The 13,063-nt window shown below is 68.3% G+C and carries 13 protein-coding genes, 2 tRNA genes and 1 pseudogene; 5 read left to right on the top strand and 11 right to left on the bottom strand.

All coding sequences use genetic code 11. From position 1 onward, the window contains the following. Positions 1–6 precede the first annotated feature (6 nt). On the bottom strand, positions 7–792 hold the full coding sequence (locus EV137_RS18525; protein ID WP_134002013.1) for a hypothetical protein: 786 nt from the start codon (positions 790–792) through the stop codon (positions 7–9). Between the two features lie 265 nt (positions 793–1,057). Further along, entirely contained in the window at positions 1,058–2,653 is a 1,596-nt protein-coding gene (locus EV137_RS18530) for an LCP family protein (protein WP_134130134.1), read from the bottom strand. Between the two features lie 278 nt (positions 2,654–2,931). Between EV137_RS18530 and EV137_RS18535 the strand changes: the two genes are divergently transcribed. After that, positions 2,932–3,021: transfer RNA gene (locus tag EV137_RS18535), tRNA-Ser, on the top strand. A 202-nt stretch (positions 3,022–3,223) separates the two neighbouring features. Here EV137_RS18535 and EV137_RS18540 read toward each other — a convergent pair. Beyond that, positions 3,224–4,108, bottom strand: a complete 885-nt coding sequence (locus tag EV137_RS18540; RefSeq protein WP_134130135.1) for an LLM class flavin-dependent oxidoreductase — start codon at positions 4,106–4,108, stop codon at positions 3,224–3,226. 151 nt (positions 4,109–4,259) lie between these two features. Here EV137_RS18540 and EV137_RS18545 point away from each other — a divergent pair, with 151 nt between their 5' ends. Continuing rightward, a complete protein-coding gene (locus tag EV137_RS18545; RefSeq protein WP_134002019.1) occupies positions 4,260–4,499 on the top strand; it encodes a hypothetical protein in 240 nt (79 codons plus the stop codon). Between the two features lie 39 nt (positions 4,500–4,538). Then, positions 4,539–5,195 carry a phosphoribosyltransferase gene (locus EV137_RS18550; protein ID WP_202871037.1) on the top strand — a complete coding sequence of 219 codons (657 nt, stop codon included), beginning with the start codon at positions 4,539–4,541 and terminating at the stop codon, positions 5,193–5,195. Positions 5,196–5,256: 61 nt separating this feature from the next. On the opposite strand, the gene EV137_RS18555 is transcribed toward EV137_RS18550, so the two are convergent. The 4 genes from EV137_RS18555 to EV137_RS18570 all read right to left on the bottom strand — a co-directional run bounded on the left by EV137_RS18555 (position 5,257) and on the right by EV137_RS18570 (position 9,967). Next, positions 5,257–7,140 (bottom strand): phosphoenolpyruvate carboxykinase (GTP), encoded by a 1,884-nt coding sequence (locus tag EV137_RS18555; RefSeq protein ID WP_134130137.1) that lies wholly within the window; start codon positions 7,138–7,140, stop codon positions 5,257–5,259. A 322-nt stretch (positions 7,141–7,462) separates the two neighbouring features. Beyond that, positions 7,463–8,674 carry a hypothetical protein gene (locus EV137_RS18560; RefSeq protein ID WP_134130138.1) on the bottom strand — a complete coding sequence of 404 codons (1,212 nt, stop codon included), beginning with the start codon at positions 8,672–8,674 and terminating at the stop codon, positions 7,463–7,465. Then, complete coding sequence (locus tag EV137_RS18565; protein WP_238175408.1) at positions 8,674–9,267, bottom strand: hypothetical protein; 594 nt, start codon at positions 9,265–9,267, stop codon at positions 8,674–8,676. Before EV137_RS18565 ends, EV137_RS18560 begins: the two co-directional genes overlap by 1 nt. Positions 9,268–9,412: 145 nt before the next feature. Continuing rightward, positions 9,413–9,967: a hypothetical protein gene (locus EV137_RS18570; RefSeq protein ID WP_134130140.1), complete on the bottom strand. Its 555-nt coding sequence runs from the start codon at positions 9,965–9,967 to the stop codon at positions 9,413–9,415. Positions 9,968–10,147: 180 nt separating this feature from the next. Between EV137_RS18570 and EV137_RS18575 the strand changes: the two genes are divergently transcribed. Next, positions 10,148–10,223 (top strand) — tRNA-Arg (locus EV137_RS18575). Between the two features lie 177 nt (positions 10,224–10,400). Continuing rightward, a complete protein-coding gene (locus tag EV137_RS18580; protein ID WP_238175409.1) occupies positions 10,401–10,634 on the top strand; it encodes a hypothetical protein in 234 nt (77 codons plus the stop codon). Positions 10,635–10,676: 42 nt separating this feature from the next. Here the strand turns inward: EV137_RS18580 and EV137_RS41080 are convergent. The 4 genes and pseudogenes from EV137_RS41080 to EV137_RS18595 form a co-directional block, all read right to left on the bottom strand. Further along, positions 10,677–10,807, bottom strand: a pseudogene (locus EV137_RS41080) (dihydrofolate reductase family protein); the annotation flags it as partial. A 72-nt stretch (positions 10,808–10,879) separates the two neighbouring features. Then, the gene (locus EV137_RS18585; RefSeq protein ID WP_202871038.1) at positions 10,880–11,413 is read right to left on the bottom strand and encodes a nucleotidyltransferase domain-containing protein; all 534 of its coding nucleotides are present in this window, start codon (positions 11,411–11,413) and stop codon (positions 10,880–10,882) included. A gap of 4 nt (positions 11,414–11,417) precedes the next feature. Next, positions 11,418–12,359, bottom strand: a complete 942-nt coding sequence (locus EV137_RS18590) for a hypothetical protein (protein ID WP_134130142.1) — start codon at positions 12,357–12,359, stop codon at positions 11,418–11,420. A gap of 122 nt (positions 12,360–12,481) precedes the next feature. Beyond that, positions 12,482–13,012 carry a GNAT family N-acetyltransferase gene (locus EV137_RS18595; protein WP_134130143.1) on the bottom strand — a complete coding sequence of 177 codons (531 nt, stop codon included), beginning with the start codon at positions 13,010–13,012 and terminating at the stop codon, positions 12,482–12,484. Between the last annotated feature and the right edge of the window lie 51 nt (positions 13,013–13,063).

A 13,063-nucleotide genomic window follows, 5' to 3' on the forward strand; every position in this document is an offset into this window, starting at 1 on the left:
ACCGGATCAGAAGGCTTCCGTCTCGGACTCCGAGGTGTTGCCGGCCACGGACTTCAGCGTCAGCGACCACGAGTACGACCCGTCCAGGAACCGCTCGAGCTTCGAGTACGAGCAGTCCTCGGTGAACCGGTTGTTCTTTGCGTCCCAGTTCCTCCCGGTCTTGTAGTAGACCCAGTAGTCGCCGCGGATCCCGTTCAGCGTTGCCGACTTGTTCGCCCGGACGTAGATCGAGGCCTGCGGCTTGCGCGGGCTGTTGGCCGTGACCACGACCACGATGTCCGAGCCGGCGTTGGTGATCCGTAGCGAACCCGAGCCACGCGGTCCGGACCGTTGGAACACGTCGCCGTTCTCACCCCGGCCGGCGATCACGGCCGGCTGGGCCAGCTTCGCCGGCACCGACAGCGCACCGAACTTCACACCCTTGCCGATCGACTTCTGCACGCCCTGCGCGAGCTCGGCGTACGCGAACCGGACGCCGCTCTTCGCCTCGTACAGCCGGACGTCCAGCGCCTTCGGGAAGCCGCAGCTGGTCTTCGTCCCGCCGGCCCTGGTCAGCTCAGTGGCCACGTTCCCGGCGTACGCGTCGAAGGCGTCGAGGACCTGGGGATGTGCGGACACCAGACCGCGCGGCGGCGTGATCTTCACGAGCTCGCTGCGTTCGAGTACGACGGCGCTCGCGAGCTGGGCGCGGGACGCGTCGAACGCCGCGATCGTCTGCGCGTTCATCACGCGGGCGACGTACGGCTTGAGAACCTTCTCGACATTGGTCAGCGCCCGCTGGTACATCGGCACCGACAGCGCTACGGCAGTCGGTGTCGGCTTCGGGGCCGGCTTGGGTGCCGCCGACGAGGGCGGCGGCGCGCTGGTGCTGGTCGTCCTACCCCCTGCCGAGGGCGCGCCCGCACTGTCAGCACTGTCCGCCTTGCCGCTGCAACCTGCGCAGAGCAAGGCCGCAACACCGACCACAACCGCCACCGAACGCCTCACAGTCACCCCCAGGTGTGACCAATTTTCACTTTGGTCCAATACTTCCCTGAGAGGGGTTCACCAAGCCGGATCAGTTGGTGCCGGTCTCGCTCGGGTTGTAGGCGCAGGCGTCGTTCAGGTTCTCCGCGGCGCCCGGGGTGGTGGTCGTCTTCGACGGCGTCGGCCGCTTCGTGGAGCCGGAGGTCGGCGCCTTGGTAGGGTTCCGGGTCGGCTTCACCGTCGGCGTCGAGGCGGCCGGGGCGGTCTTGGGGGCGATCGCCTTCTGGATGATCTCCCGCATCGCCGCGTAGTCCGGGTTCTTGCCGCTCGGGAAGTTCTTGTTCTTGTCCAGGTCGATGTTCGCGACCTTCGCGTTCTTCACCTTCAGCGCGAGCTGGATGAACGCCCCCAGGATCTCCTGCGGGATGTCGGTGCGCAGCAGCTGCTTCCCGGCCTTCGCGATCTGCTGGTACGACGTCACGAGCGCCTGCGGGTTCGCGCTGTTCACGAGCGCGTGGATCGTGCAGCGCTGCCGCTCCTGCCGGGACGGGTCGCTGAGCCCGTAGCGGCCGCGCGCGAACCACAGCGCGTGGTACCCGTCGAGCTTCTGGTTCGGGCCCTTCTCGATGTACCCGCTCGGCTTCTTCTCGCTGTTCGACCCGGGGCCGGCGCCGTAGTCGCCGCCGATCGGCACCCGGTAGTTCACGTTCACGGTGATGCCGCCGAGCGCGTCGATGATCTGCCGGAACCCGGCCAGGTTGACCTGCATGTAGTAGTCGATGTCCAGGCCGAGCGCGGCGCTCGCGGCCAGCTTGACCACGTCCGCGCCCTCGTTGTCGGTCTGGCCGAGGATCCCCGGGTGCGCCTTCGGGACGTTCTCGTACATCGCGTCCAGGTAGTACTCCGGCTGCTCGACATTGCCCAGACTCGGGTCCCAGAAGCCGTCCGGGTACACCTTGTGCAGCGGGGAGTCCTCCGGGAACGGCATCCGCATCCAGTTCCGGCTGAGCGAGATCAGCGCGGTGTCACCGGTCTTGGTGTCGATGCTCGCCACGATCACCGTGTCGGTCCGGACACCGGTCCGGCCGACGCCGTCGTCGGCGCCGAGCAGCAGCAGGTTCAGCCGCGGGGTCTTCGCCCACGGGTCGCTCGCGTTGCCGACCTTCGGCCGGGTCGCGCTCTTCGAGTTCCCCTCCGACTGGAACACGCTGCCGATCAGGTCGCGCTGCGCCATCACGGTCTGCGCCGCGACGGTCGTCGGTACGGCGATCGCGAAGCAGAGCAACCCGACGAACATCGAGCCGGCCAGCCGGCCGGTATACGTCATGCTGACCGGGCGGAGCAGCTTGTGCGACGCGACCACGGTCCAGATCCAGCCGATCCCGAGCAGGACGACGGCACCGGTCGCGACCAGCAGCTGACGCGGGGAGACGAGCAGGGCGAGCACGGAGTCGCGGTGCGTGAGTCCGACGTACGCGCCGATCAGCAGCAGGCCGATGCTGATCGTCAGGATGAACGAGCCGAGCTTCTTCCGGCCGCCCATCAGCAGCCCCGAGCCGGGGACCAGGGCGCTGAGCAGCGTCAGGCCGATCGCCTTCGACGCCGTCCGGGCACGGTGCGTTCGGGCCCGGGACCGGCTGGCACGAGGAGCTGCCCTCCGACCGGTTGCGCGAGTACTCCGCGACATGGCTCCGTTCCCTGATCGACGACGTCACGACCCTTCCGTCGGCCGCGCATGGCAGCCCACGGTACTTCAGACGCCCACGACACCAACTTGGTTGACGCGTTGGTTGACGTGATGCTGGCGACCCCCGTCGATGCTCGTCAGGGTACAGGGGCTCGGGGCTACTACCGCAACGTGCCGTGTCGGCGACCCAGCGTGCCCGGCGGCCCGCTTTGCTCCCGGACCGGTCGAGCGGATACTCTTGGCCGTCGTCGTGTCCGCTCCTCGAGTGGGCCGTCGGAGGAGGCGTCGCCTAGTCCGGTCGATGGCGCCCGCCTGCTAAGCGGGTTGAGGGTTACCCCCTCTCGCGGGTTCAAATCCCGCCGCCTCCGCTCTGGGAGCTCTTTGCCTGCAAAAAGCGCAGGCAAAGAGCTCCGGCCATGTCACTGGGGGTGCAACCCCCAGACCCCGCCCGGCGGGGCTTCGCCCCCCGGACCCCCCAGCGGCTGCCCCGCTGGATGGATGCTCCGTGCTGATGACTGTCCCGCGCGTGGGTGCTCCGTGCTGCTTCTCGTTTCGCTGCGACCTGCGGGGTTAGCTCGTCAGATCTTGGTTTGCTTGGGCTATGCGTTCTATCGAGGTTGGGGTCATGGGTTCTGGGGAGATGATGAGTTGGTTGACGCCCAGTCTTTGGTAGGCGGTTGATACCTCGGGGAGATCTTGTACCGGGATTGCGTTGGGGTTGGGGTCGGCTGCTTGCTGGTCTGGGTCGCGGACGATGATGCCCGCCGTGCGGGCGACTGCTTCTTGGGGGCGGTTCGCGGTGACCAAGGCTTGGCGGAGGGCTTCCAGGCGTTCTTCCACCTGCAGGTTGGGAGCGCCGTACCAGGCTGTGTTCCAGGCGTCGGCCCATTGGGCGACCAGTTGCATCATGCGGGGGCGGTGACCGGCGACCAGGATGGGGATCTGGTGGGGTGGGGCCGGGTCCAGGTTGGCTTCGCGGACCTTGTAGTAGGTGCCTTCGTAGCTGACCGTTTCGCCGCGGATCAGTCGGGCCACGATCTCCAGCCACTCGGTGAAGCGACCCACTCGATGGTCGGTGGGTAGGCCGAACGCCTCGTACTCCGGGTCGTGCCACCCCGCGCCGACTCCCAGGGTCAGGCGACCGCCGGAGACCTCGTCCAGGGTCGCGGCCATCTTCGCGGTCAGGCCGGGGTCGCGGAACGATGCGCAAAGCACCATGTTGCCGAGCTCGACCCGGGACGTGACCGCGGCGATCGCGCTCAGCAGGGTCCAGCTGTCGTGCATGCCGAACACCTGCCCCTCCGGATCCCGGTAGAGGAAGTGGTCCGCGAGCCAGACCGAGTCCAGCCCGCTCTGGTCAGCCGCCTCCGCGGCCGCCCGCACGTCCTTCCAGCCAGCCATCCCGCCATCGGGCCCATCGCCGGCTCCGAGCGGAAGCATCACACCGATCTTCATGCGCTCAACGTACCCAGACCGCGGCCCGTCGATTGGGTCGAGGCCGTGACGGTTCGGTGCCGTGTCCGAAACATTTCCTGGGTACCAGCAGGTGCCCGGGGTGCGACGTCACGGTGAGGAGCGGGCATCGGATCTCGAGAGGTGATGACAGATGACCGCTCTCGCACCGCCGACGACCGCGTGTGATCCCCGGCCGCTGCTCGGCGTCGGCCTGCCCGCGCACGTGCTCGTCCAGTTCGACGACCGTTGGTCAGCGGCCTGGTTGATCGGCCGGTTGCACTGCGCCGACGGCTGGGTCGCGCTCGTTCAGTTCGTGGACCGCACGGGGTGCGAGCAGACTGTCCGCCTCCCGGCTGAACGGGTCTGCTTGACCACGACACCACACAACTGAATCCTCCCAACGCGCCGCCGTCCGTGGATGATGGGCGGTATGAGGAGGCCGTACCCGGATCGGGCGGCCGCGGGCCGCGTGCTGGCCGACGAGCTCGGATCGGTCGGCGGTTCCGTGCTGGTCCTCGGGCTGGCGCGGGGCGGCGTACCCGTCGCGGCCCCGGTGGCGGACGTCCTGGACACGGAGCTCGACGTACTGATCGTGCGCAAACTCGGCTTGCCCGGTCAGCCGGAGCTGGCAATGGGCGCGATCGCCGGCGTCGGCGAGGAGTTGCACGTGGTCCGCAACGAGCCGATCGCGGCGGAGGTCACCCCGGAGACCCTGGAGGCCGTACGCCGCCAGGAGGTCCAGGAGTTGCGCCGCCGCGAGCAGGCGTACCGGGGCGACCGGCCGCCGATCGACGTACGGGATCGCGTGGTGATCCTGGTCGACGACGGCCTCGCGACCGGCGCGACGATGCTGGCCGCGGTAGAAGCAGTACGACGCCATCGGCCGACGCGCGTCGTCGTCGCCGTACCCGTGGGCGGCGTCGAGAGCTGCCGGCGGCTGTCGCGGGTCGCGGATCAGGTGGTGTGCGCGTGGATCCCGCAGTACTTCACGGCGGTCGGCCAGGCGTACCGGGACTTCTCAGCGGTGAGTGACGACGAGGTACGGCGGGTGCTCGCAGAAAGCACCGCGCGGCGCCCCGGCGGATGAACCAGGGCGCCGCGCGGTGTTGGTCCGGCCGCCGGCTTCCGACTCGGCGGCCGGCGTTTGGTCAGGCCAGCCGGGCCTTCAGGTGGTCGAGTTCGACCTTGAGCTCCGTCGGGACGGTGTCGCCGAGCTTCGCGAACCACTCCTCGATCAACGGGATCTCGGCCTTCCACTGCTCGACGTCGACGTCGAGCGCGATCTCCAGGTCGTGCGCGGTCAGGTCCAGACCGCTGACGTCGAGCGCGTCCGCCGCCGGCACCCGTCCGATCGGGGTCTCGACCGCGTCCGCCTGACCCTCGATCCGCTCGATGACCCACTTCAGCACACGGCTGTTCTCACCGAAGCCCGGCCAGACGAACTTGCCGGCCTCGTCCTTGCGGAACCAGTTCACGTAGAAGATCTTCGGCAGCTGCGCCGCGTCGTGCTGCTTGCCGACGGTCAGCCAGTGGTCGAAGTACTGCCCCGCGTCGTACCCGAGGAACGGCAGCATCGCCATCGGGTCCCGCCGTACGACGCCCACCTGGCCGACCGCCGCGGCGGTGGTCTCCGAGGACAGCGTCGCACCCATGAACACGCCGTGCGCCCAGTCGCGGGACTCGGTCACCAGCGGGACCGTCGTGGCGCGGCGGCCGCCGAAGATGATCGCGGAGATCGGTACGCCGTTCGGGTCGTCGTACTCGTCGGCGATGATCGGGCACTGCTTGATCGGCGTGCAGAACCGGCTGTTCGGGTGGCTGGACAGCTCGCCCGAGCCCGGCGTCCACTCGCGGCCCTTCCAGTCGGTCAGGTGGTCCGGCGGGGTCGGCGAGTAACCCTCCCACCAGACGTCACCGTCGTCGGTGAGCGCGACGTTGGTGAAGACCGAGTTGCCCTTCTCGATGGTGCGCATTGCGTTCGGGTTGGTCTTCCAGCCGGTGCCGGGGGCCACGCCGAACAGGCCGAACTCCGGGTTCACGGCGTACAGCCGGCCGTCCTTGCCGAACCGCATCCAGGCGATGTCGTCGCCGAGCGTCTCGACCTCCCAGCCCTCCAAGGTCGGGTCGAGCATCGCCAGGTTGGTCTTGCCGCAGGCGCTCGGGAACGCGGCGGCGATGTAGTGCACCTTCTTCTCCGGCGAGATCAGCTTCAGGATCAGCATGTGCTCGGCGAGCCAGCCCTCGTCCCGAGCCATCGCCGACGCGATCCGCAGCGAGTAGCACTTCTTGCCGAGCAGCGAGTTACCGCCGTACCCGGAGCCGTAGGACCAGATCGCCCGCTCCTCGGGGAACTGCACGATGTACTTCTCGTCGTTGCACGGCCACGGCACGTCCTGCTGGCCGGGCGCGAGCGGCGCGCCGACCGAGTGCAGGCAGGGGACGTACGGCGCTGCGTCGCCCATCTTCTCGAGTACGTCGGCGCCGGTGCGGCACATGATCCGCATCGAGGCGACGACGTACGCCGAGTCCGTGATCTCGACGCCGAACATCGGCTTCTCGGCCGTCAGCGGACCCATGCAGAACGGGACGACGTACATCGTCCGGCCGCGCATCGAACCGCGGTACAGCTCCGTCAGCGTCGCCTTCATCTCGACCGGGTCGACCCAGTTGTTGGTCGGGCCGGCGTCGGCTTCGTCCGTGGAGCAGATGAAGGTGCGCTGCTCGACCCGGGCGACGTCCGACGGGTCGGTGCGGACCCAGAACGAGTTCGGCTTCTTCTCGTCGTTCAGCCGGACCATGGTGCCGGCCGCGATCAGTTCGTCGGTCAGCTCGGCGTACTCCGCGTCCGACCCGTCGACCCAGTGGATCCGGTCGGGCTGCGTGAGCGCGGCGACCTCGGCCACCCAGGCCAGCAGGCCGGCGTGGCGGGTCGGTGCGTCGGTTAGGTCGTACGGTGCCTCGGCTTCGAGGGGCTCCTTGGCGACTGCGGGGGCGGCGGCTTCGGTATGGGTCGGGCTGGCGGTGGTCGTCATCGGCGGCTCATTCCCTCTCGGCTGTCGGGCCCGGCGACCGCGCGACCCCTCGACGCTGAGGGGGTACGGCTCCGGCCGCCGGGGTCTCCGGCGGTTCGATTCAGCTGGCTGGCGGTGTGATCTGTCGCAGACCAGTGCGTCCAGTGGACGTATACCAGTGTGCAAGTGGTACTACCGTACGGGATCGACCCAAGTGGTGAGAACCCCTAGAACGTGAACCCGGTCACAAACTTTTCGCGACAATCGCTTTCCGGTTCAGCTTGTGAAAACGAGAACGGCCCGCGCTGTTCGCGCGGGCCGTTCCAGGAGATTTTCCGGTGCTTCAGCTGGTCTGCCGCCAGATGTCGTTCACGAGCCGCTGGATGTCCGCGGCCTCCGCAGGCTGGCCGTAGACCATCGCGCCGACCAGCCACCACTGCCCGCCGCTCAGGAACGCGCGCGTCATGGTGATCGTGTACGGCGTCTTCGTCGACACCGTCAGCCAGGTCCGGGCGTCCTTCGCGGTCGCGGGCGCGGTGGTCTTGTAGATCTTCGTCCACTGCTGGTCGAACGTCGGCCGGTCGGACAGGCACTTGGCCAGGCTCGCGCACGGATGCAGGGCGAACTGCGCCTGCATCGCGTTCTTCAGCCCACCCGGATCCTGGTCGCTCCTGGTGACGATCCGGCGCAGGATCAGCTGCGAGGACTCACCGAGAAAACCCACCTGCGGCGGCCGCGGCCAGCCGACCGCGAACGGCAGCTCGGCGTTCGTGACGACCTGTACGTCGGCGCCGGCCGCGTACGTCGCGCCGAAGACGCCCGGCGATCCGTCGGACCGCTTGTACGGCGCGGTCGTCACGCGGTTGATCGGAGGGATCAGGACGCTCGAGGCGATCGGCTCCGGGCTGACGGCCGGCGGCGGGGCGGCCTCGGTTGGTTCCTCCTTGACGCTGCCGCCGATCGCGGTGCCGATCGAGTAGGCGATGCTGAACACGATCAGCACGACGACCGCGACGACCGCGTAGATCCAGGGGCCGATCTTGCGGCGGTACTGCCGCGCGACCTCGATCTTCGACTGCGGCTGCGCTTCTGCTACCTGCTCCTGTTCAGGGCGGTCGACGTACGACGGGATGCTGCCTTGCGACGCGGTGTCGCCGGGCGGAAGGATCGGCGGCGTCGCGCCGTACCCGACGAGCTGGTTGCGGACCGCCTGCAGCGACTCGTCGTCGTTCCCGAGTACGCCGTCGAGCGGGTCGACCAGGCGCTCGGCGCCGGTCTCGCCGTAGGTCAGTTGCGTGATCGCGTACGGGCGGCTCGAGGTGAAGTTGGCGGCCCAGAGCGGGGTTTCCTGGCGGCCGGGTTCGAGTGCGGCGTCGCGGCTCGCCCTGGTGAGGCGGTCGACCACGGTCGGGTTCCGGGCGCCTTCCTCACTGAGGACGAGCGCGATCACGTCCGTCCCGGTGAACGTGCGGCCGTGCCACAACTCCGCCAGCGGGTGCAGCAGGATCCGCTGATCGAACTGGTAGCCCGGGATCTCCGGCGTGCTGTTGGTCATCACTGTTCGCTTTCCCAGATCGCCCGGTCCGCCAGCGCCAGCGCCGCCTTCTGCGCCGTGTCCGCGTCCACGGGGTTGGCCTTGTAGTCCACCTGTACGACGATGTCCGCGCGCTGCACCAGCGTGTGCACGGTCCAGGACTCACCGGCCAGTCCGGTCGCGGTCCGGCTGACCTTGGTCGGGTACGGGCGGTCCCCGTCGTACTTGTTCATCGTCGACCGGCTGAACGTCCGGTTCGCGACCTGGGTCGGCGTGAACGGCGCGTTCCCCGCGCCGGCATCCAGCCCGCCGTACGCCGTGATCGTGACGTTCACGCTCGCCGACGTGTACGCGCGCACCTTCTGGCGCGAGCTCGCCGCCGTACAGCTGATCGTCGTCGTCCCGCCCTGCGTCATCGTCACCGGACCGGACGATGCCTTGGGCAACAGGTTCGCCACGTCCCCGATCCGCGCGCACAGATCCGCCGGCAGCGTCCGCGCCGGCAGGATGTCCTTCGGCGTCACCGGCTCCCCGACCGCGAACCCGACCCCACCCCCCACGAGCGCGGCCACACCACACCCGATCGCCGTACCCCGCACCAGTCGACTACCCATGCCCGCGACCTTAACCACGCGAAGGTCCTCCCGCGCACTCAACACGGGACACGCGCCGGTGACTGGGAACAGGCAATAGCCAGTTCGCAGTGACCAAGGGGTATTCCCAGTCCGGCCCGCTCGGACTTGCCTGCGTGGTCAGCGTTCAGCCGAGGAGGGTTTTCACCGAGCCGCCTGACTCGGTGAGCTTCGTGCCGAGCCCGTTCAGCGCCTCGCCGACCGTCGCGAGAATGCCCGACAGGTCCTGCAAGTTCCCGGCCAGCGCCTCGACCTCGGTCGCGACACCGCCGATCTGCCCGCTTCCGTCGTTCAGCTTCTTCGCCGCGGCGTCGCCGATCCCGGGGATCTTGTCGAGCTCACCCGCGAGCCCGGCGAGCATCCCGGCCGCGTCGTGCAGCTTGTCCTTGGCCGCGTTCATCGTCCCGGCGCTCCCGGCCAGCGCCTTCCGCGCGCCACCCTCGCCGTCGTCCCCGACCAGCGCCCCGGCCGCCTTCGCCGCCTGCTCACCGGCCTCCGCCAGCCCCGACCCGATCGCCTTCAGCAGCTCCGGCAGCTTCCCGATGAGCCCGAGTGCGTCGTCCGGCAGCCCGCGCACCAGATTCAGCACCTTCTCGAAGTCGTCCGAGTTCTCCATCACGAACCCGACCGCCTTCTTCACATCCCCCAGATCCCGCCCACCGAGCAACTCCTCAATACCCATGCGCGGATCGTAGAGCCCCCACCGCGCCTCCCCGGACGCGCCGCACCGCGCCGCCGTCCTACCCGGTCGTACCCCCGCCGTACCCCCGTCGTACCCCCGAATTCGCCCCCCGGAGCCCTCCCTCCGGAGCCGATTGGCCTCCACCCGCCCCCTCCATGTATCGTTACTCGACGTTGTCCAGCGCTCGTAGCTCAACGGATAGAGCATCTGACTACGGATCAGAAGGTTGGGGGTTCGAATCCCTCCGAGCGCGCCAACAAACCCCAGGTCACGAGCTGAATGACCTGGGGTTTTCGCTTTGTCCCGGGGGCTGTTTTGCTAACGCCTCAGATGACACGGCACCATGTCCGACGTGCCGGTTGCTCGCCCGAGGATCGTTTGTCTTTGCGGTTCGCTGCGCTTCAGCAGGGAGTTTGCGAGCGAGCGCACGCGCTTGACGCTCGATCTGGCGATCGTGCTGGCTCCGGAGGCCACCGAGGCGCCTGTGCTGGACCCCGTGCTCGTGCGGGCCTTGGGCGAGCTGCACCTCCGCAGGATCGACCTCGCAGATGAGGTACGGATCGTGAACCCCGGCGGCTACATCGGCGAGGCCACCCGCCGCGAGATCGCCTACGCCAACGCCTTGGGCAAGCCCGTCACGTACTTCCACGAACCGTCGCCGTCATGACTGGTACCGGCATCTAGCGGGTGAGGGCGAGGAATGGCGAGCTCAACGCCTCGTCTCGCACCTGGTCAGGAGCACGCCGCCGGAAGCGTTCGTGTCTCCACCAGGTTCAGGTTCACGCAGCTGTCCAGCGCGGTGAAGAACGGTGTGCCGCCGCCCACCAGCACCGGATGGGTGACGGCGCCCATACGGCAGCGGCACTCGTTGGGGGCCCGCGCCGATGAGCTCCCTGCCAAGCATCAGTCAGTTCACCTGGGCTTTGGTGTTCGGTTCTCGGGCGGTTGGAGCCCGAAGCGCTCGCAGAGCACAGCTACGTCGTGTCGGTCGACCTCACGCAGCTCGTAGCCGGTGTGGTTCTGCAAGGCGAACTCAGGCTGCTCGCATCGAACTGAGACGCCGGCGATCTCACCCGTACCCGAGAGATCCTCCCGGGTGAACATGAACGGCGCGTTGACACTGCCGTAGTGAAGTCGGCCGTCGCCCAGGGTCTCGTAGAGGTGAAGATCTACGCGACGACTGCGGCCGTCATGCAATACGAAGTTCCACGGGCGGTCACCGGGCCAGGGGTAGAGCCGATCGACTCCTTGATCGGCGAAGGCTGCGACGAGACCTTCGAAGTCAACCGCGTCGACCCAGATGTCGAGATCTGAATGTTCCCGAGTCTGTTTCCCCACCAGTGCATCGACAGCCCAACCTCCGCCGACGCATGCTGCGACTCCGTGCCGCTGCAGGGCCACAATCAACGTGCCCGCCGCTTCTGGCGGCATCGCGTATTCCGTCACGTCCTCAGTCTCTCAGCGCGGCGACGGTGGTCAGGTAGTGCTGGGGAATCTCGGCGCGGGCTTGGAGCTCGAGGGGGTCGGCGTACGGGATGAGGCGTAGCCAGGAGACGAGCCTGTGGACGCCGACGAGCGCCTCGGTGGCGACGAGGTCGTGGCGGAGGACTTGTGGGTCGGCGTCGAGGTGGTCACGCCATACGGCCAGGTAGGCGTCGTACAGCGCTTGTCTGTGTGCGGGTGACAACGGCGCGCCGGTCCACTCCACGACCGAGTCGAGGAAGCCGTGCAGCGAGACGAACGGGTGACCCCAGATCGCGTTGCCGAAGTCGAAGAACCGCGGCCGGAGTACGCCGGTTGAGCGGTCGGCGAAGATGTTCGCCGGGTACACGTCGTTGATCTCCAGGTCGAGGGGCACGACGTTGCTGAGGGACGCGGTGTGCCGATCGAGTACGTCGGCGGCCCGCGCCGCTCGTGCTAGCAGATCGGGCTCGAATCGCAGCGGATGCCCGGGCTGCAAGGCCGCCCACTCCTGGGCTATCGCGCGCACTCGGTCGCCGGCCGTGGTGGGCGTCAGTTCGATGATGCCCGGATGCTCGGTCGCGTCGAGGCGGCCGAGGAGCGTGCACTGAAGACGGGCCAAGGCTCGTACGACGGTGCGTCGCGTCGCCTGATCCGCAACTTCCGGATGCGTCAGCGTCGATCCTTGGTCAGCTGTGAGCAGCCGGCTGCGTTCGCGATCCACGGCGATCGGCACGATCACGTCATCCGGCGCGTGCTGTGCCAACGCCGCGACGAGACCTGCCTCGAACCGATGTCCCGGATTGTTCTCCTTGAACCACACCATGCCCTCGGCGGTGGGATAGCAGCGGACGACAGACCAGAAGCGGGCCCGGTAGGTGACAGGTACGCCGCTGATTCGGCGGTCGTGCTCCGCGAGTCGGGCGGTCACCCAGGCGTCTGCGGTTTGCGTCCACTGCGGCGACATCCAACGCTGAACCCACTGGCCCTGGGCATCCGGGCCAAGTGGTCTCGCAGGCAGCATCCGGCGACGCTAACGCCCGGTTCCGACAGTTACGGCGTGACCGGAGACCGCATGCCTAGCCATTGCTCGGCGCCCCAGGCCTCGAACCGCTCCACCTCGATGAACCCCAGCTTCGCCGCGAGGCGCATCGAGCCGACGTTGGCGGTCTGGGTGGCGAGCACCACCGGCTCGCCGGGCAGGACGCCGTCGAACCAGTCGAGGGCGGCCGCGCACGCCTCACCGGCGTACCCGAATCCCCACGCCTGCGGCAGCAACAAGTAGCCGAGATCGGCCTTCCCAACGGCGGCCGGGCGATGCTTGGTCGCTCTCCTGAGCAGGATCTGGCCGATCATTGTCCCGTCGAGCTCAACGACGAAACTCCCTGGCCACCGCTCGGGAACCTCAGGCGTCTGGCGCTCGACCTCGTCACGCGGGCGCGGACCGCCGAGGTACGTGTTCACCTCCGGCGAGGTGAGCAGCTCGACGAACGCCGTACGGTCGCGCGCCTCGGACTCACGGAGTACGAGGCGCTCGGTCTTGATCGGCTCCGGCGGCCACGCCACGAGTCCCAGAGGTTCCATTCGCGCACGCTAACAGAGGGATTTCTGACAGGGTGTCGGATCTGGAACCTA

The sequence above is a fragment of the Kribbella pratensis genome, from assembly GCF_004366075.1.
Lineage (GTDB): Bacteria > Actinomycetota > Actinomycetes > Propionibacteriales > Kribbellaceae > Kribbella > Kribbella pratensis.

Bases quoted from the DNA above. Each gene is read 5' to 3' on its own strand.
- EV137_RS18530 (WP_134130134.1), bottom strand. From the start codon at position 2,653: ATGTCGCGGAGTACTCGCGCAACCGGTCGGAGGGCAGCTCCTCGTGCC.
- EV137_RS18540 (WP_134130135.1), bottom strand. From the start codon at position 4,108: ATGAAGATCGGTGTGATGCTTCCGCTCGGAGCCGGCGATGGGCCCGAT.
- EV137_RS18545 (WP_134002019.1), top strand. From the start codon at position 4,260: ATGACCGCTCTCGCACCGCCGACGACCGCGTGTGATCCCCGGCCGCTG.
- EV137_RS18550 (WP_202871037.1), top strand. From the start codon at position 4,539: ATGAGGAGGCCGTACCCGGATCGGGCGGCCGCGGGCCGCGTGCTGGCC.
- EV137_RS18555 (WP_134130137.1), bottom strand. From the start codon at position 7,140: ATGACGACCACCGCCAGCCCGACCCATACCGAAGCCGCCGCCCCCGCA.
- EV137_RS18560 (WP_134130138.1), bottom strand. From the start codon at position 8,674: ATGACCAACAGCACGCCGGAGATCCCGGGCTACCAGTTCGATCAGCGG.
- EV137_RS18565 (WP_238175408.1), bottom strand. From the start codon at position 9,267: ATGGGTAGTCGACTGGTGCGGGGTACGGCGATCGGGTGTGGTGTGGCC.
- EV137_RS18570 (WP_134130140.1), bottom strand. From the start codon at position 9,967: ATGGGTATTGAGGAGTTGCTCGGTGGGCGGGATCTGGGGGATGTGAAG.
- EV137_RS18595 (WP_134130143.1), bottom strand. From the start codon at position 13,012: ATGGAACCTCTGGGACTCGTGGCGTGGCCGCCGGAGCCGATCAAGACC.